Annotated in this window: 19 protein-coding genes and 1 pseudogene; 12 read left to right on the forward strand and 8 right to left on the reverse strand. The window is 69.8% G+C overall.

Annotation, left to right across the window (positions count from 1 at the left end):
• Positions 1–294: pseudogene (locus PMI14_RS35490) on the reverse strand (hypothetical protein); the annotation flags it as partial.
• Here PMI14_RS35490 and PMI14_RS02970 point away from each other — a divergent pair.
• Both PMI14_RS02970 and PMI14_RS02975 read left to right on the forward strand, forming a co-directional pair.
• Positions 293–1,828 carry a YifB family Mg chelatase-like AAA ATPase gene (locus PMI14_RS02970; RefSeq protein WP_007849353.1) on the forward strand — a complete coding sequence of 512 codons (1,536 nt, stop codon included), beginning with the start codon at positions 293–295 and terminating at the stop codon, positions 1,826–1,828. The pseudogene PMI14_RS35490 and the gene PMI14_RS02970 overlap by 2 nt on opposite strands.
• 36 nt (positions 1,829–1,864) lie before the next feature.
• Positions 1,865–2,332, forward strand: coding sequence for a MarR family winged helix-turn-helix transcriptional regulator (locus tag PMI14_RS02975; protein WP_007849356.1), 468 nt, complete (start codon positions 1,865–1,867; stop codon positions 2,330–2,332).
• Positions 2,333–2,341: 9 nt separating this feature from the next.
• On the opposite strand, the gene PMI14_RS02980 is transcribed toward PMI14_RS02975, so the two are convergent.
• Positions 2,342–3,232: a 4-hydroxyphenyl-beta-ketoacyl-CoA hydrolase gene (locus tag PMI14_RS02980; RefSeq protein WP_007849358.1), complete on the reverse strand. Its 891-nt coding sequence runs from the start codon at positions 3,230–3,232 to the stop codon at positions 2,342–2,344.
• Between the two features lie 158 nt (positions 3,233–3,390).
• Here PMI14_RS02980 and PMI14_RS02985 point away from each other — a divergent pair, with 158 nt between their 5' ends.
• The 7 genes from PMI14_RS02985 to PMI14_RS03015 all read left to right on the forward strand — a co-directional run bounded on the left by PMI14_RS02985 (position 3,391) and on the right by PMI14_RS03015 (position 12,205).
• Entirely contained in the window at positions 3,391–4,173 is a 783-nt protein-coding gene (locus PMI14_RS02985; RefSeq protein WP_007849359.1) for a crotonase/enoyl-CoA hydratase family protein, read from the forward strand.
• A 33-nt stretch (positions 4,174–4,206) separates the two neighbouring features.
• On the forward strand, positions 4,207–6,084 hold the full coding sequence (locus PMI14_RS02990) for a feruloyl-CoA synthase (protein WP_007849360.1): 1,878 nt from the start codon (positions 4,207–4,209) through the stop codon (positions 6,082–6,084).
• 24 nt (positions 6,085–6,108) lie between these two features.
• Complete coding sequence (locus tag PMI14_RS02995; RefSeq protein WP_007849361.1) at positions 6,109–6,894, forward strand: SDR family NAD(P)-dependent oxidoreductase; 786 nt, start codon at positions 6,109–6,111, stop codon at positions 6,892–6,894.
• Positions 6,895–6,943: 49 nt separating this feature from the next.
• The gene (locus tag PMI14_RS03000) at positions 6,944–7,936 is read left to right on the forward strand and encodes a Bug family tripartite tricarboxylate transporter substrate binding protein (protein WP_007849365.1); all 993 of its coding nucleotides are present in this window, start codon (positions 6,944–6,946) and stop codon (positions 7,934–7,936) included.
• A 104-nt stretch (positions 7,937–8,040) separates the two neighbouring features.
• Positions 8,041–9,780, forward strand: a complete 1,740-nt coding sequence (locus tag PMI14_RS03005; RefSeq protein WP_007849367.1) for an acyl-CoA dehydrogenase family protein — start codon at positions 8,041–8,043, stop codon at positions 9,778–9,780.
• Between the two features lie 107 nt (positions 9,781–9,887).
• Positions 9,888–11,639, forward strand: a complete 1,752-nt coding sequence (locus tag PMI14_RS03010) for a tannase/feruloyl esterase family alpha/beta hydrolase (protein WP_007849369.1) — start codon at positions 9,888–9,890, stop codon at positions 11,637–11,639.
• Positions 11,640–11,776: 137 nt separating this feature from the next.
• A complete protein-coding gene (locus PMI14_RS03015; protein ID WP_007849371.1) occupies positions 11,777–12,205 on the forward strand; it encodes a VOC family protein in 429 nt (142 codons plus the stop codon).
• Here the strand turns inward: PMI14_RS03015 and PMI14_RS03020 are convergent.
• The 3 genes from PMI14_RS03020 to pcaB are packed head-to-tail and all read right to left on the reverse strand — an operon-like array spanning position 12,195 to position 16,130.
• The gene (locus PMI14_RS03020) at positions 12,195–13,694 is read right to left on the reverse strand and encodes a fumarate hydratase (RefSeq protein WP_007849373.1); all 1,500 of its coding nucleotides are present in this window, start codon (positions 13,692–13,694) and stop codon (positions 12,195–12,197) included. The genes PMI14_RS03015 and PMI14_RS03020 overlap by 11 nt on opposite strands.
• A 16-nt stretch (positions 13,695–13,710) precedes the next feature.
• Positions 13,711–14,694: a tripartite tricarboxylate transporter substrate-binding protein gene (locus PMI14_RS03025; RefSeq protein ID WP_007849375.1), complete on the reverse strand. Its 984-nt coding sequence runs from the start codon at positions 14,692–14,694 to the stop codon at positions 13,711–13,713.
• 59 nt (positions 14,695–14,753) lie between these two features.
• A complete protein-coding gene (gene pcaB / locus PMI14_RS03030; protein ID WP_007849377.1) occupies positions 14,754–16,130 on the reverse strand; it encodes a 3-carboxy-cis,cis-muconate cycloisomerase in 1,377 nt (458 codons plus the stop codon).
• 116 nt (positions 16,131–16,246) lie between these two features.
• On the opposite strand from pcaB, the gene PMI14_RS03035 reads away from it, so the two are divergent.
• From PMI14_RS03035 to PMI14_RS03045, 3 genes are all read left to right on the forward strand, one after another.
• Positions 16,247–16,981, forward strand: a complete 735-nt coding sequence (locus PMI14_RS03035; RefSeq protein WP_007849380.1) for a GntR family transcriptional regulator — start codon at positions 16,247–16,249, stop codon at positions 16,979–16,981.
• A gap of 88 nt (positions 16,982–17,069) precedes the next feature.
• Positions 17,070–17,450 carry a VOC family protein gene (locus PMI14_RS03040; protein WP_007849382.1) on the forward strand — a complete coding sequence of 127 codons (381 nt, stop codon included), beginning with the start codon at positions 17,070–17,072 and terminating at the stop codon, positions 17,448–17,450.
• Positions 17,451–17,461: 11 nt separating this feature from the next.
• Entirely contained in the window at positions 17,462–17,980 is a 519-nt protein-coding gene (locus PMI14_RS03045) for an EVE domain-containing protein (RefSeq protein WP_007849384.1), read from the forward strand.
• 2 nt (positions 17,981–17,982) lie between these two features.
• Here the strand turns inward: PMI14_RS03045 and PMI14_RS03050 are convergent, their stop codons facing one another.
• From PMI14_RS03050 to PMI14_RS03060, 3 genes are read right to left on the reverse strand one after another with little or no spacing between them, the layout of a single operon-like run.
• The gene (locus tag PMI14_RS03050) at positions 17,983–21,726 is read right to left on the reverse strand and encodes a molybdopterin cofactor-binding domain-containing protein (protein WP_007849387.1); all 3,744 of its coding nucleotides are present in this window, start codon (positions 21,724–21,726) and stop codon (positions 17,983–17,985) included.
• Entirely contained in the window at positions 21,723–22,241 is a 519-nt protein-coding gene (locus PMI14_RS03055; protein WP_007849392.1) for a (2Fe-2S)-binding protein, read from the reverse strand. Before PMI14_RS03055 ends, PMI14_RS03050 begins: the two co-directional genes overlap by 4 nt.
• A gap of 18 nt (positions 22,242–22,259) precedes the next feature.
• Positions 22,260–23,438, reverse strand: coding sequence for an ABC transporter substrate-binding protein (locus PMI14_RS03060; RefSeq protein ID WP_007849393.1), 1,179 nt, complete (start codon positions 23,436–23,438; stop codon positions 22,260–22,262).
• Between the last annotated feature and the right edge of the window lie 106 nt (positions 23,439–23,544).

Below are 23,544 nucleotides of genomic sequence, written 5' to 3' on the forward strand. Positions count from 1 at the left end.
CGTCAGCTGGGCGCTGGCCAGCAGAGGCAGGGTTGCGACAAGGGCAGCGCCCAGGAACTTGATGGATGCGCGGGTCATGTTTCCTCCGGTTGGACAAAGTAGGGACAAGCGCTTTAAGCATGGACCGTGCCATGCACCATCGACACGCAATTCGCCTGGGGCCGGGACAGATGGGGATTCCCTATTAAAGTGAGGGTTGAGAGGATTGCTGACGCGCACCACCATGGTGCGATCGTGAAACATTTCACGCCAGTGCACCATAAAACGCACCCATCTGGGGAGAAAGTCGTCCATGAGTCTTGCTTTGGTGCAGAGCCGCGCCCTTCTGGGGCTGCAGGCACCGGCCGTCACCGTTGAAGTGCATCTGGCCAATGGCCTGCCCAGTTTCACCCTGGTGGGACTGGCCGAGGTGGAGGTCAAGGAGGCCCGCGAGCGCGTGCGCTCGGCGCTGCAGAACGCCGGACTGGAGTTCCCCCACAACAAGCGCATCACGGTGAACCTCGCCCCCGCCGACCTCCCCAAGGATTCGGGTCGGTTCGACTTGCCCATCGCGCTGGGCATCCTTGCCGCCAGCGGGCAGATCGATGGCAGCCGCCTGGCGGGCCATGAATTCGCGGGCGAACTCTCGCTGTCGGGCGAACTGCGCCCCGTGCGTGGCGCGCTGGCCACCAGCCTGGCGCTGCAGACCCAGCAGATCAGCGCCCAGCTGGTGCTGCCGCCGGGCAGTGCCGAAGAGGCCGCCCTGGTACCTGATGCCCAGGTGGTGCGTGCGCGCCACCTGCTGGATGTGGTGCGCGCCTTCCTGCCGCCCGGCACGCCGCCGCCCGAAGGGGACAGCGATGGTTTCACGCGCCTGCAGCCCACGCCCATGGTCAGCGGGCTGCAGGGCCCCGACATGGCCGACGTGAAAGGCCAGGCCATGGCCAAGCGCGCGCTGGAGATCGCCGCAGCCGGTGGCCACAGCGCCCTCATGGCCGGGCCGCCCGGCTCGGGCAAGTCCATGCTCGCACAGCGCTTTGCCGGCCTGCTGCCGCCCATGACGGTGCAGGAGGCACTGGAGAGCGCCGCCATCTCCAGCCTGGCCGGCCGCTTCAGCCCCGAACGCTGGGGACTGCGACCCACGGGGCAACCCCATCACACGGCCAGTGCCGTGGCGCTGGTGGGGGGAGGTTCGCCGCCACGGCCTGGCGAGATCTCGCTGGCGCACCATGGCGTGCTTTTTCTCGACGAATTTCCCGAGTTCACCAGGGCTGCGCTGGAGGCACTGCGCGAACCTCTGGAAACCGGCCACATCACGATCTCCCGCGCGGCGCAGCGCGCCGATTTTCCGGCCCGCTTCCAGATGGTCGCGGCCATGAACCCCTGCCCTTGCGGCTTTCTCGGCTCCACCCAGCGCGCCTGCCGCTGCACGCCCGACCAGATCTCGCGCTACCAGGGCAAGCTCAGCGGCCCGCTGCTGGACCGCATCGACCTGCATGTGGAGGTGCCCGCCGTGCCTTCGGAGCAGCTGCTCAAGGCGGCTCCCGGCGAATCCAGCGCCGCCATCCGCGAGCGCGTGGTGCAGGCACGTGCCCGGGCGCTGGCACGCCAGGGCCGGACCAACCAGGCGCTGCAGGGCCAGGAGATCGACGAACACCTGCACCTGGACGATGCGGCCGCCAAGTTCCTCAACACCGCGGCTGCACGCCTGGGCTGGTCGGCGCGCAGCACGCACCGCGCGCTCAAGGTGGCGCGCACCATTGCCGACCTGGCCGGTGCCGAGGCCACCGCCGTCGGCCATGTCGCCGAAGCAGTTCAATACCGCCGCGTACTGCGCAGTCCGGCTTGAACGCTATAGTTTCGCCACCTCCAGCAGCATCACCCCATGGCCAGCGCTTCCTCCCCCACCCTCGCACCCACCGCCACCGACGTGGTCGACAACAGCTACCTGCGCACCCTGGTGGGCTACAACGCGCGCCGGGCGTCGCTGTCCATCATCGAGGTGTTCATGGAGCGCATGGCGGTCTATGGGCTCAAGGTGGTGGATTTCTCGGTGCTCTCGCTGGTGGCGCACAACCCTGGCATCACCTCGCGCCAGCTGTGCTCCACGCTGGGCGTGCTGCCACCCAACCTGGTGGGCCTGATCGCCGCGCTGGACCGGCGCGGCCTGATCGAGCGCCGCCCGCACCCGAGCGACGGGCGCGCGATGGGCCTGCACCTGACGCCTGCGGGCGAGGACCTGTGCGATCAGGCCGAGCAGACCGCGGCCCAGCTGGAAATCGACGCCACGGCGCGCCTCACGGCCACCGAGCGCAAGACGCTGATCCGCCTGCTGCAGAAAGTCTACGACTGAGGCACCGGGTCAGGCCGCAGCGGGCTTCTCGGCGGCCTTGTCCAGCCCCAGCAGACGCACCGCATTGCCCTTGAGGATGCCGGGCATCACCTCGGGCTTGAAGCCGGCTTCCTGGAAGTCCTTCATCCAGCGCTCGGGCGTGATCAGCGGGTAGTCGCTGCCGAACAGGATGCGGTCCTTGAGCAGGGTGTTGGCGTACTGCACCAGCTGCTTGGGAAAGTACTTGGGGCTCCAGCCCGACAGATCGATCCAGACGTTGGGCTTGTGCGTGGCGACCGAGAGCGCCTCGTCCTGCCACGGAAAGCTCGGGTGGGCCATGACGATCTGCATGTCGGGGAAGTCGATGGCCACGTCATCCAGGTGCATGGGGTTGCTGTATTCCAGGCGCAGGCCGCCGCCGCAGCGCATGCCGCTGCCGATGCCGCTGTGGCCGGTGTGGAAGATGGCGGGCATGCCGTACTCGGCGATCACCTCGTAGATCGGCCAGGCCATCTGGTCGTAGGGGTGGTAGCCCTGCACCGTGGGGTGGAACTTGAAGCCCTTGACGCCGTGCTCCTCGATCAGGCGGCGCGCCTCGCGCGCCCCCATCTTGCCCTTGTGCGGGTCGATGCTGGCGAAGGCCATCATCATGTCGCTGTTGGCCTTGGCGGCCTCGGCGATCTCCTCGTTGGGGATGCGCCGGCGGCCCATCTTGGACTCGGCATCCACGGTGAACATCACCAGGCCGATCTTCTGCTCGCGGTAGTAGGCCACCGTCTCGGCGATGGTCGGGCGCCGGCCGTTCTTGAAGTACTTGTCGGCGGCGCGGTCGTACTCCTCGCCATAGTTGTCGAAGGGGTTCCAGCAGCTCACCTCGGCGTGGGTGTGGATGTCGATGGCGATCAGGTTCTCGTGGTCCATATGTGTCTCCTATGGGAGCCGGGCTTGCATGGCGCCGCCCTTCAGCATGCACCACCGCAGGGGGCGCAGATCAAGGGTAACTACCAATAAAAAACCGGGCTGGCTTGCTTGAATTGGTTATTAACTATAACCACAATCCATCCATTACGAAAGCCACCATGACCCATCCAGACATCCATTTCGAGCTCTCCGGCGATGAGCAGGAAGTTGCCGTCATCCGCCTGACCCGCAGCGCCAAGCGCAACGCCTTGAACGACGGCCTGATCCTGGCCCTGCGCGACCTGTTCGAGACCATGCCCGCTGGCGTGCGTGCCGCGGTGATCGACGGCGAAGGACCGCATTTCTGCGCCGGGCTCGACCTGTCCGAGCTCAAGGAGCGCGACGCGGGCCAGGGCCTGTACCACTCGCGCATGTGGCATGCGGCGCTCGAGCGCGTGCAGTACGGCCCCGTGCCCGTGATCGCGGCACTGCACGGCGCGGTAGTGGGCGGCGGGCTGGAGCTGGCCAGCGCCTGCCACATCCGCGTGGCCGACGAGTCCACCTTCTATGCGCTGCCCGAGGGCTCGCGCGGCATCTTCGTGGGCGGCGGCGGCGCGGTGCGCATCCCCAAGCTGATTGGCGCGGCACGCATGACGGACATGATGCTCACCGGCCGCGTCTACAACGCGCAGGACGGCGAGAAGGTCGGCTTTGCCCAGTACCTGGTGCCCGAGGGCCAGGCCTTCGCCAAGGCGCTGGAGCTGGCCAGGCGCGTGGCGCAGAACGCGCCGCTGACCAACTACGCGCTGATGCACGCCCTGCCGCGCATCGCCGAGCAGCCGGCCGACCAGGGTTTCTTCACCGAAGCCATGATGGCCGCGATCGCCCAGAGCGCGCCCGAGGCCAAGTCACGCCTGGCGGACTTCCTGGAAGGCCGAGCCGCCAAGGTGCGCAAAGACTGAGCCCCCCATCCCCTACCGCCGGACCTCCATCCCATGAGCGATCTTTCCACTCCCCTCGCGCCGCCGCGCTACCGCCCTGTCCCCTTCGGCGTCACCCGCGTCAATCTGCGCGAAGGCGCACCCGGCGTGCGCTACCTGCAGGCCGATCTGCCCCTGGGCGCCCATGCGCGCCGGGTGACGGACTACCTGGTGCACTGGGCCGAGGCGGAGCCCGAGCGCAGCTTCCTGGCACGCCGCACGCAGCAGGCCGACGGCACCACCGGCGATTGGCAACACATCAGCTACGCCCAGGCGCTGGACGCCGCGCGCAGCATCGGCCAGGCGCTGCTGGACAGGGGCCTCTCCGCCGAGCGCCCGGTGGTGGTGCTCAGCGAGAACAGCCTGGAGCATGCGCTGATGGCGCTGGGCTGCATCTATGCCGGCGTGCCCTACTGCCCCGTGTCGCCCGCCTACGCCACCGTGAGCCAGGACTACGACAAGCTGCGCCACGTGCTGGACACGCTGACGCCGGGCCTGGTGTTCGCGGCCGATGGTGCGCGCTTTGGCCGCGCCATCGAAGCCACCGTGGCGGCGGACGTGGAGATCGTGCTCGCCCAGGGCGCCATCGACGGCCGCAAGGCCACCACCTTCCAGAGCCTGCGCAACACCCTGGCCACGCCGGCCGTGGATGCGGCCATGCACGCCACGGGCCCGGGCACCATCGTGAAGTTTCTGTTCACCAGCGGCTCCACCAAGATGCCCAAGCCGGTGATCAACACCCAGCGCATGTGGTGCGCCAACCTGCAGCAGATCACGCAGTCGCTGCCGGTGCTGGCCGAAGCGCCACCGGTTCTGGTGGATTGGCTGCCCTGGAACCACACCTTCGGCAGCAACCACAACTTCGGCCTCACCCTGCAGCACGGCGGCACGCTCTACATCGACGACGGCAAGCCCACGGCCGCGCTGATCGGCGAGACGCTGCGCAACCTGCGCGAGATTGCGCCCACCGTGTACTTCAACGTGCCCACCGGCTTCGAGATGATCGCCGAGGCGATGAAGACCGACGCCGTGCTGCGCCGCACGCTGCTGTCGCGGGTGCGCATGTTCTTCTACTCGGGCGCCGGCCTGGCCCAGCCCATCTGGGACAGCCTGCACGCCACGCAGGAAGCCGAACTCGGCGAGCGCATCGTCATGTCCACAGGCCTGGGGATGACCGAGTCGGCCCCGTCGGCGATGTTCTGCAACAGCCCCGACGTGCGCTCGGGCCACATCGGCGCGCCCGTGCCGGGCATGACGCTCAAGCTGGTGGACGTGGACGGCAAGACCGAGGTGCGCTACCGCGGCCCCAACGTGACGCCGGGCTACTGGCGCTCGGACGCCGCCACGCGCGAGGCCTTCGACGACGAGGGCTACCTGTGCACCGGCGACGCGGTGCTGTGGATCGACGACAACGACATCCACCGCGGCCTGCGCTTCGATGGCCGCATCGCCGAGGATTTCAAGCTCTCCACCGGCACCTTCGTGAGCGTGGGCCCGATGCGCGCGAAGATCGTCGTGGCCGGCGCCCCGTATATCCAGGACGCGGTGCTCACCGGCCTGAACAGGAAGGAAGTGGGCGCGCTGCTGTTCCTCTCGCCCGCCTGCCGCGAGGTCAGCGGCCTGGCTGCCGACGCCCCCTGGGCCGAGGTGATCGCCAGCACCGGCGTGCGCCAGCGCATCCAGGCCGTCATCGACCACCTGGCCCGCGAATCCACGGGCAGCGCCAGCCGCGTGGCGCGCGCACTGCTCATGGCCGAGCCGCCCTCGCTCGACAAGGGCGAGATCACCGACAAGGGCTCCATCAACCAGCGTGCCGTGCTCAAGCACCGCGACGCCCTGGTGCAGGCCCTGCACGACGGCGCCGCCCCCGGCACCATCGTGCCCAACGCCTGACGCCCAACCCCCAAGGAACCATCCATGCAGATCCAAGGACAGACCGCCCTCGTCACCGGCGCCGCATCGGGCCTGGGCGAGGCCACCGCCCGCGAGCTGGCCCGCCTCGGCGCCAAGGTCGCGGTGCTCGACGTGAACACCGCCCTCGCCACCCAGGTGGCCGAGAGCATCAACCGCCAGCATGGCGCCGGCACGGCCGTGGCCTGCACCTGCGACATCACCCAGACCGAGAGCGTGGCCGCCGCCCTGGCCCAGGCCGAAGCGGCCCTGGGCCCGGCGCGCATCCTCATGAACGTGGCCGGCATTGGCAGCGCCAAGCGTGTGGTGCAGCGCGACGGCAGCGCTGCGCCGCTCGAGGACTTCGCCCGCGTGGTGGGCATCAACCTGATCGGCAGCTACAACATCAGCCGGCTGTTCGCAGCGGCGTGCGCCAAGCTGGCCCCCCTTTCCAACGGCGAGCGCGGCGTGATGATGTTCACGGCCTCGGTGGCGGCCTTCGACGGCCAGGTGGGCCAGCAGGCCTACAGCGCCTCCAAGGGCGGGCTGGTGGGCATGACCCTGCCCATGGCGCGCGACCTGGCGCAGCACGGCATCCGCGTGTGCACCGTGGCCCCGGGCCTGTTCGCCACGCCGCTCATGAAGGAGCTGCCCGAGGCCGTGCAGCAGTCGCTGGCCGCGAGCATCCCCTTCCCGCCACGCCTGGGCAAGCCCGAGGAGTTTGCCGAGCTGGCGGCCCACATCGTGACCAACGGACACCTCAACGGGGAGGTGATCCGGCTCGATGGCGCCCTGCGCATGGCGCCCCGTTAGCCCCCATTCCCCGCCCCGTCAACACACCATACCTATACCGGAGACAACCATGACGACGACACGACGCCACTTTGTTCACACCCTGGGCAGCGCCGCCGCCCTCGCGGCGCTTTATCCCCTGTCCTCCTTCGCGCAGGCGCTGGACCAGGTCAAGATCATGTACGGTTTTCCGGCCGGCAGCGCGGGCGACAGCGTGGCCCGCCGCGTGGCCGAGAAGCTGGGCGGCACGGCCTACAGCAAGAACCCGGGCTTCGTCGAGAACAAGCCGGGCGCCGGTGGCCGCATTGCGGTGGAAACGCTGAAGAACTCCCCCGCCGATGGTTCGGTGCTCACCCTGGCACCGGTGTCGGCCCTGTCGGTGTACCCGCACATCTACCCCAAGCTCAGCTACAAGCCCGAGGACGTGGTGCCCGTCTCCATCGGCGCGATCATGCACCACGGCCTGGCCGTGGGCCCGGCCGTGCCGGCCGAGGTGAAGACGCTCAAGGACTTCCTGGCCTGGGCCAAGGCGAATCCGGACAAGGCCAGCTACGGCTCGCCCGGCGCGGGCTCCATGCCCCACCTGCTGGGCGCGCTGCTGGGCATCCGTGCGGCAGTGGAGCTCAAGCACGTGCCCTACCGTGGCACCGTGCCCAGCATCACCGACCTGGTGGGCGGCCAGATCGCTGCCGCCATGAACCCCAGCGGCGACTACCTGCAGTACATGAAGACCGGCCGCGTGCGCGTGCTGGCCACCTCGGGCAAGAAGCGCTCGCCCTACCTGCCCGATGTGCCCACCTTCATCGAGCTGGGCTACCCCGACGTGACCTCCGAGGAATGGTTCGGCTTCTACGCCCCGGCCAAGACGCCCGCCGCCACGCTGGCCAGTGCCAATGCGGCCATCACCGGCGCGCTCAAGGACAAGACCGTGATCGACGCGCTGGGCATCGTTGGCCTGGTGGCCCACGGCAGCACGCAGCAGGAGATGCTGGCCGACCAAAAGGCCGAGTTCGAGCGCTGGGGCCCGCTGGTCAAGCAGATCGGGTTCACCTCGGAATCCTGAGTCTGGATTGGCGTCCCCTGGGGGGACGCCCCGGTGGCGCTGGTCTTTGGCTGCGCCAGTTGCCAAGCCGCAGGTACACAACGGATATTGGAAGCACGACCCGCATGCAAGCACACCAGACCCTGGCCGATATCCAGCACCTGCTGTCCAAGGTGCTCCAGGCCCCTGCGCAGTGGCAGGCGCTGGCGGCATTTGCCGACACCGATGGTGACCTCACGGCGCAGGTGCTGGACGAGGCCGCGAAGTTCGTCGACAGCGCCATCGCTCCGCTGCAGCGCATCGGCGATGAAGAAGGCTGCCGCTTCGAAGCCGGCACCGTCACCACGCCCGCCGGCTTTCGCGCGGCCTACCAGGCCTTCTGGCAGGCCGGCTGGCCCTCGCTGGCCTGCGCACCCGAGGACGGTGGCCAGGGCCTGCCCGCAGTGCTCGAATGCGTGCTGTTCGAATGGCTGGCCGGTGCCAACCACGGCTGGACCATGGCCCCCGGGCTGTTGCATGGTGCCTACGAATGCCTGCGCCACCATGGCAACGACGCCCTGAAGACTGCGTACCTGCCGAAGATCGCCAGCGGCGAGTGGCTGGCCACCATGTGCCTGACCGAGGCCCATGCGGGCAGCGACCTGGGCCTGGTGCGCACGCGCGGCGTGCCGCAGGCCGACGGCAGCGTGCGCGTGAACGGCAGCAAGATCTTCATCTCCGGCGGCGAGCACGACCTCACCGACAACATCGTGCACCTGGTGCTGGCGCGCCTGCCCGGCGCACCGGCCGGCCCCAAAGGCCTTTCGCTGTTCCTCGTGCCCAAGCGGCTGCCGGGCGGCGAGCGCAATGCCGTGGTGTGCGAACGCATCGAGGAAAAGATGGGCCTGCACGGCAGCCCCACCTGCGTGATGCGCTTCGACGATGCCACGGGCTGGCTGGGGGGCGAGCCGCACAAGGGCCTGGCCGCCATGTTCGTGATGATGAACGCTGCGCGCCTGCATGTGGGCCTGCAGGGCCTGGGCCTGCTCGAGGCGGCCTGGCAGAAAGCCAGCGCCTATGCGCAGGAGCGCCGGCAGATGCGTGCGCCCAGGGCCGCCGGCAGCAACGCCCCCACCGGCCCCGACCCGATTGCCGAGCACCCCGCCATGCGCCGCATCCTGCAGACGCAGCGCGCCTGGATCGACGGCGGGCGCATGCTGGCCTACCACACCGCCCTGCAGCTCGATGGGGCGCGGCACCACCCCGATGCCACCGAGCGCGCCGTGGCCCAGCGCTGGTGCGCGCTGGTCACGCCCGTGCTCAAGGCCGCGCTGACCGACCAGGCCTTCCACGGCGCAAGCGCCTGCCTGCAGGTCTTTGGCGGCCACGGCTATGTGCGCGAGTGGGGCATCGAGCAGGTCGTGCGCGACGCCCGCGTGGCCATGATCTACGAGGGCACCAACGAGATCCAGGCCCTCGACCTGCTGGTGCGCAAGGTGCTGGCCGATGGCGGCCAGGGCCTGTGCGCCCTGCTCGCATCGCTGCGCCATGGCCTGCCGCAGGACGAGGCTGCCAACACCCGGCGCAACGCACTGGCGGACACCACGCGCGCCCTGGCGGCCGCGGCAGCCACCGATCCGCAGCTCCCGTACTGGGTGGCCGACGACTACCTGCGCGCCGTGGCCCTGGTGCTGCTGGAATGGGCCTGGGCCCGCATTGTGGCCACCCCCGCCAGCCAGGGCCCGCGCTGGGCCGAGCCGGCCCGTGCCTTCGCCACCTGGGTGCTGCCCGAATTCGACATGCGCCTGGCCATCATCCGCCAGCGCCTGTCCACCGCCGCTGCCGACGTCCATCGACGTCAGGCGCCCGCCATGGCTGCCGCCTGACGGTCCACGCCTTTTCTGTCTTCGCTTTCCCCATCCCACAGCGCTTCGAGGCCGCGCTGCGGGTCTGCCTGCCTGCGCCTTGCGACAACACACGAGGAGACAACACCATGAAGAGGAACGAGGGTATCTGGAACCTGCACGGCCTGGGCCGCCCCCTGGCACTGGCGGCATTGCCCGCGGCCGCACTGCTGGTCGCCGGCTGCGGCGGATCGGACGGTGGGCTGCGGCAACTGTCTGCGGCCTCGCCGGGCACGCTGCAGTCCTGCGCCAACCTGGCCACCACGCTGGCGCTGCCCAACACGCGCATCGCCTCCGCCGTGCCCGTGGCCGAGGGCGAGCTCAAGGCGACCGGCGTGAACACCCCCATCCCGGCGCACTGCCTGGTCAAGGGCGCGATGAACCAGCGCACCAGCGCCGTCGATGGCGCGAGCTATGCCATCGGGTTCGAGATGCGCATGCCCGTGGCCTGGAACGGCCGCTTCCTCTACCAGGCCAATGGCGGCCTCGACGGCAGCGTGGTCACCGCGCTGGGCGCAACCAGCGGTGCGGCACCCGTCGCGCCGGCGCTGAGCCAGGGCTTCGCGGTGCTCAGCTCCGACGCGGGGCACAGCGCACCCACGCCCTTCTTCGGCGTGGACCCGCAGGCCCGGCTGGACTATGGCTACACGGCCGTGGGCAGCCTCACACCCATGGCCAAGGACCTCATCAAGAGCGCCTATGGCAAGGCGCCCGACCGCTCCTACTTCGCGGGCTGCTCCAACGGCGGGCGCCATGCCATGGTGGCCGCCTCGCGCTATGCGGACCAGTACGACGGCATCCTCGCCGGCAACCCGGGCTTTCACCTGCCCAAGGCGGCCACGGCCCAACTGTGGAAGGCCCAGCAGTACGCCAAGGTCTCCACTCCCGACGCCAGCGGCCAGCCCGACCTGAACACTTCGGTGACGGCCGCCGAGTACAAATTGCTGGGCAGCCGCATCCTGGCCAAGTGCGACGCGCTGGACGGCGTGACCGACGGCCAGGTCAACGACGTGGCGGCCTGCCAGGGCGCCTTCAACCTGCAGACCGATGTGCCGAGCTGCGCGCCCGGTGCCGCGCGCGATGGCAGCTGCCTGACCCCGGCGCAAAAAACCGTACTGGCCGACATCTTCGCCGGCCCCAAGAACAGCAAGGGCGAAGCGCTGTACACCGGCACCTGGTTCGACCCGGGCGTGGGCGGCGTCAACTTCGCACAATGGCACCTGGGCTCGCCCGCCACGCGCGACGCCGGCGCCGTGGCCTTCATCTTCACCTCGCCACCGTCCACGGTAGCGGCCTTCAGCGCCACCACGGGCCTGCAGTACGCCCTGGCCTTCAGCATGGAGACCGACTACCCGAAGATGTTCGCCACCAGCGCGCTCTACCCCGAGTCGCCTTGGTCCTTCATGACGCCACCCAATGAAGTCGATCTCGGCACCCTCAAGGAACGCGGTGCCAAGATGATGGTCTACCACGGCGTGGCCGATGGCGTGTTCTCCCCCGTGGACACCGCCAACTGGATGGACCGGCTGCAGGCCCACCACAAGGGCGATGCCGCGGGCTTTGCGCGCCTGTACATGGTGCCCGGCATGAACCACTGCTCGGGCGGCCCGGCCACCGACCAGTTCGACATGCTGGCCCCGCTGGTGCAGTGGGTGGAACAGGGCAAGGCGCCCGACACCGTGCTGGCCCAGGCACGCGGTGCCGGTGCCAACGTGGTGAACACCGAGCTGCCCGCCAACTGGTCGGCCAACCGCACGCGCCCGCTGTGCGTCTACCCCAAGGTGGCGCGCTACAACGGCACGGGCGATGTGGAGAACGCCAGCAGCTTCAGCTGCCGGTGAGCGGCTGATTCCGGGGGCGACGGGCTCCCGGGAGTAGCCGCCAGGTCACAGCGGTAACAGGGGGTGAGTGCGATGGCGCCCGCCCCCTGGCCGCTGGCACACTGCGCCCATGTTGTGAACCCACGAAGGACCACGCCATGGAAACCCAGGAACTGCACCGCGGCCGCCTGATCGACCACATCCAGCTGGTGGTGCGCGATCTGCCGGCCAGCCAGGCCTTCTACAGCGCCATCTTCGAGGTGCTCAAGGTGCCGATGGGAGGCACCGCCGAAGACTATTTTTGGGCCGACGAGCTCTTCGTCTCCACGTCCAAAAGTGCCGCGGCACAGGGCCACCTCACGGGCCGGCACCACCTGGCCTTCCAGGCACAGGACGAGGCCATGGTGCAGGCCTGCTACAAGGCGGCCCTGGCCCATGGCGGCAAGGACAATGGCGCCCCCGGTGAGCGCCCCTACCACCCCGGCTACTACGCGGCCTTCGTGCTCGACCCCGATGGCAACAACATCGAGGCCGTGTTCCACGGCAAGGCCCAGCGCAGCGCGCCTTCGGTCAAGATCACGTTCTAGCTTGCACGAAACGGTGGATCGTGTGCCCGTGCGAGTCCACGGCCACCGTGACCGGAAAGTCCACCACCTCGAATTCGTGGATGGCCTCCATGCCCAGGTCGGCAAAGGCCAGCACCCGCGCCTTGCGGATGGAGCGCGACAGCAGGTAGGCCGCGCCTCCGGTCGCCGCGAGGTAGGCCCCGCCATGGCGGCGGATGGAGGCGATCGCATCCGGCCCGCGCTCGGCCTTGCCCACCATGGCCAGCAGGCCGGTCTGCGCCAGCAGCGGCTCCACGAAGCGGTCCATGCGCGTGGCAGTGGTCGGCCCGGCCGGGCCCACGGCTTCGCCGGCCACGGCGTCCACCGGGCCCACGTAGTAGATGGTGCGGCCGCGCAGGTCCACCGGCAGCGGCTGGCCGCGCTGCAGCAGGTCCACGAGGCGCTTGTGCGCGGCATCGCGCGCGGTGAGCAGGGTGCCCGTGAGCAGCAGGGTCTGGCCGACCTTCCAGCGGCCGACCTCGGCACGGTCCAGCGTGTCCAGGTCCACGCGCACCGCATCGTCCACCGTGAAGTGGTCGGGAATGCCGTCCCAGGCGTCGAGCGACAGGTCCGGTAGCGGGGCCGGCCCCGTGCCGTCCAGCGTGAGGCGCAGGTAGCGCGTGGCCGCGCAGTTGGGGATCAGCGCGACCGGAATCGTGGCCGCATGGCAGGGTGCGCTGCGCACCTTGACGTCGAGCACGGCCGAGAGGCCGCCCAGCCCCTGCGCGCCGATGCCCAGCGCATTGCTGCGCGTGTGCAGGTCCAGGCGCAGCGCCTCCTCGGGCGTGGCCGCGCCGCGCGCACGCAGTGCATCGATATCGATGGCATCGAACAGCGACAGCTTGGCCAGCAACATGGCCTGCTCAGGGCTGCCACCGATGCCGATGCCCAGCACGCCGGGCGGGCACCAGCCCGCGCCCATGCCGGGCAACTGGGCCAGCACCCAGTCGGCCACGCTATCGCTGGGGTTGAGCGTGGCAAAGCGCGCCTTGACGTCGCCGCCGCCGCCCTTGGCCACCACCAGCAGCTCCAGCACATCGCCCTCCACCAGTTCGCAGTGCACGATGGAGGGGGTGTTGTCGCGCGTGTTGGTGCGCGCGCCCAGCGGGTCGGCCACCATGGTGGCGCGCAGCGGGTTGGCCGGGTCGCCATAGGCCGTGCGCACCGCGTCGTCGACCACCGCCTGCAGGCTGCGCAGTGGGGCGCCGTCGTGGCGCACGAAGGCCACGCCCAGGCCGATGCGCAGGAACACCTGGGCCACACCCGTGTCCTGGCACAGCGGCCGCCGGCCCAGCGCCGCCATGCGGCTGTTCACCAGCAACTGGCCCATGGCGGCGCGCGCCGGGGCATGGGTCTCGGCCGCATGCGCGCGGCGCAGCGCGCGCACGAAGTCGGGCGGGTGCCGGTGGCTGATGAACTGCAGCGCCTGGGCGATGCTGGTGGCCAGGTCTTCCTGCGCGATGCGGGTCATGGGCTGTGTTTCTTGCTCAGTCGATCTGGATCTTGGCGTCGGTCGCCACCTTGCGCCACTTGTCCACCTCGGCCGCGGTGTGCTTGGCGAATGCCTCGGGCGCGTACTGGGCTTCGGGCAGCAGGTGGATGCCCTGGGCCACCATGCGCGCCGTCCAGGGCTTGTCGGCCAGGGCCTTGAGGTAGGCCTGGTGGAGCTTTTGCACCACGTCCTTGGGCACCCCCTTGGGCGCATACAGGCCATACCAGGTGGCGGCCTCGAAGCCGGGCAGGGTCTTGTCGGCCAGCGGGGCCACGTTCGGGTACTGCTGCGGCATGGGCGTGAGCGAGGTCAGCGCAATCGCATTGAGCCGCCCGCCCGTGACCTGGGGCAGCGCGGTGTTGCTCTGGTCGAACATGGCCTCCACCTGGCCGCCCACCAGGTCGTTCATGGCCGGGGCCGCGCCCTTGTACGAGATGGACGTGACCTCGATGCCGGCGCGCGACTCGAACAGCGCAGCGATCAGGTGCGAGGTGGAGCCCACGCCCGCATTGCCGAAGTTGATCTTGCGCGGGTTGGCCTTGGCCGCCGCGATCAGCTCGGCCGCCGTCTTGTAGGGCGAGCTCTTGGGCACCAGCAGCACCAGCGGCGTGTCGGGGAAGCGGAACACCGCCTCGAAGTCCTTCACCGGGTCGTAGGCCAGCTTCTTGTACAGCGAAGGCGCCGCGCCCATGTAGCCCATGTGGCCGACCAGGAAGGTGTAGCCGTCGGGTGCCGACTTGGCGGCCTTGGCCGCGCCGATGGTGCCGCCCGCGCCGGCCGCGTTCTCGATCACGATGGACTGGCCGATCTGGCGCCCCACCTTGTCGGCGATGTCGCGCGCCATGGCGTCGGTGGGCCCGCCCGCCGCGAACGGCACGACCCAGGTGAGCGGCTTGGCAGGCCAGGCCTGCTGGGCGTGGGCGAAGGTGGCGGCGCACAGCAATGCGGCGGCGGCACCGAGGACTTTGGCGGTGTTCATGGACTTGTCTCCTGCAATGGTTGTGGGAAGGAACGGAAAGCGCAAGCGGATGCGGTGCGTCAGTGGCCGAGCGCGGCCGATGCGGCCAGGGCGCGGTCCACCATGGCGGGCGCCAGGCCCAGGTAATTGGCGGGGTCGGTGAGGCGGTCGATCGCCGCGCGGTCGAAGTGGCGCACCACCTCGGGCAATGCGGCCAGCGCCTCGGCCAGGGTGCCGCCCTCTTCGTTGACAGTGCGGCAGGCGCCATAGACCACGTCGTGCGCCTGCTGGCGGCCCATGGCCGGCGCCAGGCCCATCATCACGGCCTCGGCCACGATCAGGCCGCGGCTTAACCGCAGGTTGCTGCGCATGCGCGCCTCGTCCACGATCAGGCCGCCGAGCGCGAACTTGGCCTGGTGCAGCGCGCCTGCGGTGAGGATGAAGCTCTCGGGCAGCGCCAGCCATTCGGCATGCCAGGGTCCGGTGGCGCGCTCGAAGTCCTGCACCATGGCATCGACCATCAGCCCCGCGTGCTGACGCACGGCCTTGGAGGCCGCCAGCATCAGCTCGCTGGAGATCGGGTTGCGCTTTTGCGGCATGGTGCTGCTCGCGCCGCGGCCCTTCACGAAGGGCTCGTAGACCTCGCCGAACTCGGTGGAGGCCATGATCATGATGTCCAGCGCGATCTTGCCCAGCGAGCCGGTGACCAGGGCCAGCAGGTTCACCGCCTCGGCAAAGCCGTCGCGCGCCACGTGCCAGGTGGTCACGGGCACGGCCAGGTTGAGCTCGTCGGCCAGCGCGGCCTGCACTTCGAAGCCCTTGTCGCCCAGCGAGGCCAGCGTGCCCGCTGCCCCGGCGAACTGCACCACCAGCACGCGCTTGCGCAGCTCGGCCAGGCGCTCCTGGTGGCGGTCGAACATGGCCAGCCAGATCGCCGCCTTGTAGCCGAAGGTGACGGGCAAGGCCTGCTGCAGGTGGGTGCGGCCGGCCATGGGGGTGTCGCGGTGCTTGGCGGCCAGCGCGGCCAGGATGCCGCGCAGTTCGCGGATGTCGGCCTCCACCAGTGCCAGGCCGTCGCGCAGCTGCAGCACGTTGGCCGTGTCCATGATGTCCTGCGTGGTGGCACCCCAGTGCACGTAGCGCCCGGCCTCGCCGCACATCTCCACCAGCTGGTGCACCAGCGGCAGGATGGGATAGCCCACGATGTCGGTCTCGTGGCGCATGTGGTCGAAGTCCACGCGGTCCAAGCGCGATTCGTGCGCGATGGCTTCGGCCGCGTTGGCCGGGATCACGCCGCAGCGCGCCTCGGCCCGGGCCAGCGCCACCTCCACCTCGATGTAGCGGGCGATCAGGGTGCGGTCGGAGAACACCTCGCGCATGCGCGGCGTGCCGAAGGCGTCGCGGAACAGCACCGAATCGAGCACCGTGCTGGCAGGGGTAAACAGGGAAAAGGACATGGCAGGCCGGATATGTTGATAAAATACGAACATATATAAATGTTCGAACAAATAAACTGTAAATATGTTCGAACAAAACTCAACCTGGGGTTTTCCCTGAGCAGGAGCCTGCCCGCATGACCGCCGCCAAGAACCCCGATCTCGCCCGCGAACTGTCCGAGGGGATTGCCTCCGGGCGCTTTGCCGTGGGCACGCTGCTGCCCACCGAGTTCGAGCTGTGCGACCAGTACGGCCTGAGCCGCTATGCCGTGCGCAAGGCGCTGGACGAACTGCAGGAGCTGGGACTGATCTCGCGGCGCAAGAACGTGGGCACGCGCGTGGAGGCCATGCGGCCGCGCGCCGGCTTCACGCAGTCCATCGCCACGGTGCAGGAGCTGGCGCGCTTCGGCGCCGAGCACGTGCGCACGGTGCAGTCGGTCAGCGAGGTGGTCGCGGACCTGGCGCTCGCCAAGGACCTGGGCTGCCCCGGAGGCACGCGCTGGCTGCACATCGCCTGCCTGCGCATGGAAGGCGGCAGCGCCAAGGCGCGCCCGATCTGCTGGCTGGACCTGTACATCGACCCGGCGTATGCCGACATCGGCCCCATCGTGCGCGACGCGCCCGAGACGCTGGCCAGCTCCATCATCGAGGAGCGCTACGGCCGGCGCATCGCGCGCATCCGCCAGGACATCGAGGCCGTGCTGGTGCCGCGCGAGCATGCCGAGGCACTGCGCGCCGAGGCCGGCGCACCGGCCCTGAAGATCACGCGCCACTACCTCGATTCGGCCGACCAGGTGTTCGAGATCTCGGTCTCGCTGCACCCCGCGGACCGGTTCAAGTTCTCGCTGGAACTGAGCCGTTCGCGAGAATGAGGGCGCTGCTGCAAGCCTGCTGACAAACCGCTGTCAGCAGCAGGTCATCACCATCGGGGCTTCTTCATTCACACCCAAGGAGCCCTTCATGAAAAACGCCATCAGCTGGTTCGAAATCCCCACCACCCAACTGGACCGCGCCCAGGCGTTTTACGAGGCCGTGCTGGGCCAGGCCATGCGCCGCGAGTCCATGGGCCCGAGCGAAGGTGCGGTGTTTTCGTACGACCCGGAGTCCGACGGAACGGGCGGTGCGCTGATGATGGGGCCGACCGCGCCCCAGCTGGCAGCAGGCGCTGGCACCCTGGTCTACCTGGATGCGTCGCCCTCACTCGATGCGGCCCTGGAACGGGTGGTGGCGCAGGGCGGCAAGGTGGCCCTGCCGCGTCAGGCCCTGCCACCAGGCATGGGCTTCTTCGCGCACATCCAAGACCTGGATGGCAACCGCGTGGGCCTGCACGCCGAGGCCTGAGGAGTATGGGCATGGCAGCAGCAACCGCACTGGCCCATCAGCCCACCCTGTGGGCCGAAGCAGCCCATCCCGCCATGGCCGCGCCACGCGGCAACTGGATCGCCGTGGCCTGCGCGGACCATGCGCGCCGCGGCTGCGCCGAGCCCGACGCCGGCTACATGCAGGTGTGCCATGGCAAGATCGCGCCGCTGCGGCGCGTGAAACCCGGCGACAGGCTCGCCTATTACGCGCCCACGGTCACCATGGGCGGCAGCGACAAGCTGCAGGCCTTCGTGTCGCTGGGGCTGGTGAAGCCCGGCGATCCCTATGCCTTCGACATGGGCGGCGGTTTCATCCCGTTCCGAAAGGACGTGGACTACGTGCCCGCCCGCGAAGCGCCGATCGCGCCGCTGCTCGACCACTTCGACTTCGTGCAGGACCGCGCGCGCTGGGGCTATGCGTTCCGCTTCGGGCTCTTCGCCGTCAGCGACCACGACATGCGGCTGATTGCCGATGCCATGGGTGCCAGCGCGGATTCACTGCATCTCTAACGCTATGGATGCGCCGGCCCTGCGCGCACGCGCGCCAGGGCGGCGGGCACATCGGTCCAGGCCGGGCGGCTCGGCGCATAGCGCTGGCGCATGTAGCCCGCGAGTTCGGCGATCTGCGCATCGCTGAGCGCGTCGCCAAAGCCGGGCATGAAACCCAGTTCGCGCGAAGCGGGCTCGCGGATGCCGTGGACGATGACCTGCAGCAGGTTGTCGGGCCGGTCGCTGTGCAGGTTGCTGTTGAGCGCCAGCGGCACGTTGGCGCCCAGCAGTTTCGGTCCGTCGCCATCGTGGTGGCAGGCGGCGCAGGCGCCATTGAACAGGCGCTGGGCCTGGCCGGGCCGGGGCGCCAGGGCGGCCGCCTGAGCAACCGCGGCCCGGGCCCTGGCCTGCACGGCGTCGGCGGCAGGTTCGGCAGCGGCGCTGAACGAGGCCAGGTAGGTGGCCATGGCGCGGATGTCCTCATCGGGCAGCTTCGCCAGCTCCTGCACCACGGGCGCCATGGGGCCGGAGGCGCTGCCATGCTCCGGGCTGTGGCCCTTGCGCAGGTAGCTGTACAGGGCGTCGGCGCTCCAGGGCACGGGCGCCTTCGATAGGCCGGTGAGCGCGGGTGCTTCCCAGCCATCGACCAGCGCACCCGAAAGGAAGGCCGCGCCGCCCATCTCGGCCCCCAGCGCATTGCGCGGCGTGTGGCAGGCACCGCAGTGGCCGGCGCCCTGCACCAGGTAGGCGCCGCGGTTCCATTCGGGCGGGCGCGTGGGGTCGGGCTTCCAGGGCGTGGCGTCGTGGAACAGCGCGTTCCAGCCGGCCATGAGCGGGCGCACGCTGAACGGGAAGGCCAGTTGCGTGGCCGGCACCTCAGAGCGCACCGGTGGCTGGGCCATGAGCCAGGCGTACAGCGCCGTCAGGTCGTCGTCGCCCATCTTCGCGAACGAGGTGTAGGGGAAGGCCGGGTACAGGTGCTTGCCGTCGCGCGAGATGCCCTCGCGCATGGCGCGCTGGAAGGCGCTGAAGGACCACTGGCCCAGGCCGGTCGCTGCATCGGGCGTGAGGTTGGTGGTGTAGACGGTGCCGAAGGGCGTGTCCATGGCCCGCCCGCCGGCATTCGGCGTGCCGCCCGGTGCGGTATGGCAGACCACGCAGTCGCCGGCGGCCGCCACCACGCGGCCGCGCTCGATGGTGGCGGCGTTGTAGACCGATGCACCGCCCGCCGCCTGCGCCACGGGGGCGATGGCCGGGCGCCAGCCCAGCAGCGCCGCGCCCATGGCCAAGCCACCCGCGGCCAGGGCCAGTGCGCGCGCCCAGGGGCTGCGCCGGCGCGGCCAGGTGGCGCTGGTGGGCACCGCCGGGGCTGGCAGTTCCAGCGTGGGCAGCACATCGGCCGGTTCGGCCGGCGACCCCGCAGGGGCGGCACCGCCCTGCCCTGCGGCTGCGCCCAGCGGGTTGAGCCCGGCGCGCACCACCTCGGGCGTGAACGGCGGCGCGCGGAAGCGCACACCGGTCGCGTCGAAGATGGCGTTGGCTATGGCCGCCGTGCCGGGCACCGAGGACGACTCGCCCGAGCCCAACGGCGCCTCGTCCTGCCGGGGCATGTGCATGACCTCGATGACCGGCACCTCGCGGAAGCTCAGGATGGGGTAGCTGCCCCATTCGCGCGTGTCCACCGCCTGCGTGACCGGGTCGAAGCGCACCTGCTCCTTGAGCGCCCGGCTGGTGGTCTGCACCACGTTGCCATGCACCTGGTGTTCCACCCCTGCGGGGTTGACCATCAGGCCCGCATCGTGGCCCACGACCACGCGCCGCACATGCACCTCGCCGGTCTTTCGGTTCACGTCCACGTCGGCCACCCAGGCGGCCCAGGCCGCGCCAAAGCCGGGCCACTTGCTGTGGATGTAGCGCGCGTAGGCAAAGCCCTGGCCCTGCACCCAGTCGCCCTCGGCGCCCTGCAGTGCGCCGGGCCCGGGCACGCGCGGGCCGGTGTGGGGCAACCAGCCGGCCTTCTCGGCCGTGGCCTTGACGAGCTCGGCCGCGCGCGGGTCGCTGAGCAGCTGCAGGCGGAACTCGACCGGGTCCACGCCGGCCGCGGTGGCCAGCTCGTCCACATAGGACTCGTGCGCGAACGAGTTGGGCAGGGCCGAGACGCCGCGCAGCCACGAGGCGCGCACGATGGGCGCCATGTCGTTCACGGCCACGCGCAGGTTGTCGTAGTCGTAGGGCGGGCGCGCCGTGCGGTCGCCCATCTCGTAGGCCTGGGCCAACGGCTCGATGGTGCGCGTGAGCAGCAGGGCCAGCGTGGGCGCGCCGTTAGAGGGGTAGGAGGTCTCGAAATCGTAGGCTGCCACCGAGCCATCGGCATTGAGCCCGCCGCGCACCTGCATGAGCTGGGCCGTGCCCTTGGGCTCCCACAGGTGCTCCTGCTCGCGCGTGAGCTGCACGCGCACCGGCGCGCCCACTGCACGCGAGAGCAGCGCGGCATCGGCCGCCACGTCGTCGGCGCCGTTGCGGCCGTAGCAACCCGCAGCCTCCATGCGCACCAGATCGATGTCCACGTCGGCCAGGCCCATGAGGCGCGCCAGGTCGGCGCGCAGCACATGGGGGTTCTGCGTGCCGGCCCAGACGGCCATGCGCGCGCGGCCGCAGGCATCGTCGTGGCGCCACTCCGCCACTGCGCACGAGGGGCCGATGGAGCCGTGCAGCTGGTAGGGCCAGACATAGGTGCGCGGCAGGGACTGCGCGGCACCGGCCAGCGCGGCGTCCACATCGCCTTCGTCCACCAGGCGGCGCTGGGTGGAGGGGTTGGCACGGATGGCCTGGGCCAGGGCCTCGGGGCTGTCCTGCCGGGGAAAGCCCGGCCAGGACTTCCACTGCACGCGCAGCGCGCGCATTGCTTCTTCTGCCTGCTCCTCGCGCTCGGCGACGATGCCCACGAAATCGCGTACCACCACCACCGCGCGGATGCCCGGGATATGGGCGATGGACGACTGGTCCACCGATTCGAGCGTGTTGCCGATGAACTCGCCATGGTCGGCCCCCGCATACGGCGGGCGCACCACGCGGCCGTGCAGCATGCCGGGCACGCGCATGTCGTGCACGAAGACCAGTTCGCCGCTGACCTTGGCCGGTATGTCCACGCGCGGCACCGACTGGCCGACCACGGTGTAGTCGGCCGTGGGCTTGGTGGGCGTGGCCTCGGCCAGCTCCAGCGCGGTGTGCGCACCGGCCAGCAGTTCGCCGTAGGCCACCTGGCGGGCCGGGTCGGCCGCCACCTGCACCACGCCGGCCTGCACCTGCAGCGCATCGGCCGCTGCACCCAGGCGCTCGGCGGCCCGGGCCACCAGCCAGTGGCGCGCCTGGGCCGCGGCGATGCGCAGCGGCTTCGCATGGATCTGGATCGAGGCGCTGGCGATGGTCGCGCCCTGGTTGGGCGCACGCGTGGTATCGCCCAGCACCATGTTCACGCAGGCCAGCGGCACGTCGAGCTCTTCGGCCACGATCTGGCCCAATGCCGTGCGGATGCCGGTGCCCAGGTCCACATGGCCGTTGAGCGCGGTCACGCTGCCGTCGTCCCAGACGGCCAGCAGGATCTCCACGCCCTCGGCCGGGTTGCCGGCCACCAGGGCCGGCTGTCCCTTGACGGGCGGCGGCGCGGGTGGCGGGTTGCGCACGACCAGCAGCACGCCCTGTGCGGCATGGAAGTCGGCGCGCGTGAGCGGGCTGTGGGCGCGCAGCGCTGCAGGGGATGCGCTCATGCCGCCACCCCGCGCACCAGCACCGCCGCGCGCTGCACCGCGCGGATGATCTCCACATGCGTGCCGCAGCGGCACAGGTTGCCCGAGAGCTCGCGGCGGATGGCGGCCTCGTCGGGGTCGGGATTGCGTTCGAGCAGCGCCACGGCCATCATCACCATGCCGTTGAGGCAGTAGCCGCACTGGGCGGCCTGCTCGTCGACGAAGGCCTGTTGCACCGGGTGCAGCAGCCCTTCGCATGCCGCACCGTGGCAGCGTGCGGGCAGACCCTCCAGCGTCGTCACCGCGCGGCCCGCCACCCCGCGCGCAGGGATCACACAGGCACGTGCCGCCACCCCGTCCACCAGCACCGTGCAGGCGCCGCACTGGCCCAGGCCGCAGCCGTACTTGGGGCCATTGAGCGCGAGGTCGTTGCGCAGCACATGCAGCAGCGTGGCACCCGCGCCCGGGGTGCCGGCTGGCAGTTCACATGGCTGGCCGTTGACGGAAAGGGAGAGAACGGTGGCTGGGGTCTGCATGGGTCCTTGGATGAATCGTCAGCGGCGCAGGCTGCCGGTGCGGGTGTACATCTCCAGGTCCACGAAGTTGGACCCATTGTGGTTGTTCGGGCCGTACTGCACCGGGAAATCGCCGAACTTGGTGGTACCCATGTCTTCCATGGCCTTGATGAAGGCCTCGCGCGTGAGGTTGCGCCCCGCGCGCTTGAGCCCTTCGACGAACACGCGCGCGGCGATATAGCCTTCGAGCATGGTGTAGCTGTCGATCTTGGCGCCGGCGTCGGTGCGGTCCTTGCGGTAGTCCACGACGATGGGCAGGCGGCTGGCCTGCGGCGAGGGCACGATGCTGGCCGTGACCAGGCCCTCGATGCCGCCGTTCAGGCGCTGGGCCGAGCCCGGGGCATCGGTGATGCCCACCGAGATGGTGTACAGCGGCGCCGCCCCTCCGCCCGCGCGGTAGTCGCGCAGGAACACCTCGACCATCTTGCCGGCCACGATCATCACCACCGCACCAGGCTGGGCCTTGGTGAGCTGGGCCACCTGGGCTTTTGCATCGGTGGCGGCGATCTCCATGGGAACCGACTCGACCACCTTGACCTTCAGGCCCTGGGCGATCTGCAGGCAGGTCTCGAGGTTGGACTTGCCGAAGGCGCTGTTCTGGTAGATGACGGCGATGTTGCTGATGCCCAGCGTGGCCAGGTGGCCGACGATCTTGCGCAGTTCGGTCTCGTAGCTGGCGCGCACGTGGAACAGGTAGCGGTTGTGCGTGGTGCGAAACGAGGTGGTGCCCACCAGCGGTGCGAACATGGGAACGCCGGCCTTCTCGGCCAGCGGCATGGCGGCGATCAGGTTGCCCGTGGCCACGTAGCCGATCAGGGCGAAGACCTTTTCCTCATCGATCAGGCGCGCCGTGTTCTCGGCGGTCTTCTTGGGTTCGTAGGCGTCGTCGAGCGAGACCAGTTCGAGCTTGCGCTCGAACACGCCGCCGGCCTTGTTGATGCGGTCGAAGTACAGGGAGATGCCGGCCTTGTAATCCACGCCGAAATCCTTGGCAGGCCCGGTGAAGACGGCCGACTGCCCCACTTTGATGCTTTTGTCCGTCACCCCGGTCTCGGCCGCCATGGCCGTCGTCGCCGAACTGCCCAGGGCCGTCGCCGCCATGGCCATCAGCACGGCCCTGCGGTCGGTGCGCCCATCCCTCATCCCACGGTACTTCATGAAACGCTCCTTACATCAAAGGTGGCAGTTTCCCCGCAACACGAGGGACTGTGCAACCATTTACAGGGGGTGTTGCGAAACCGTCAAAAACGGCTTCCGGCGCTGC

The organism is Acidovorax sp. CF316, from assembly GCF_000276605.1.
Classification (GTDB): Bacteria; Pseudomonadota; Gammaproteobacteria; order Burkholderiales; family Burkholderiaceae_C; genus Acidovorax.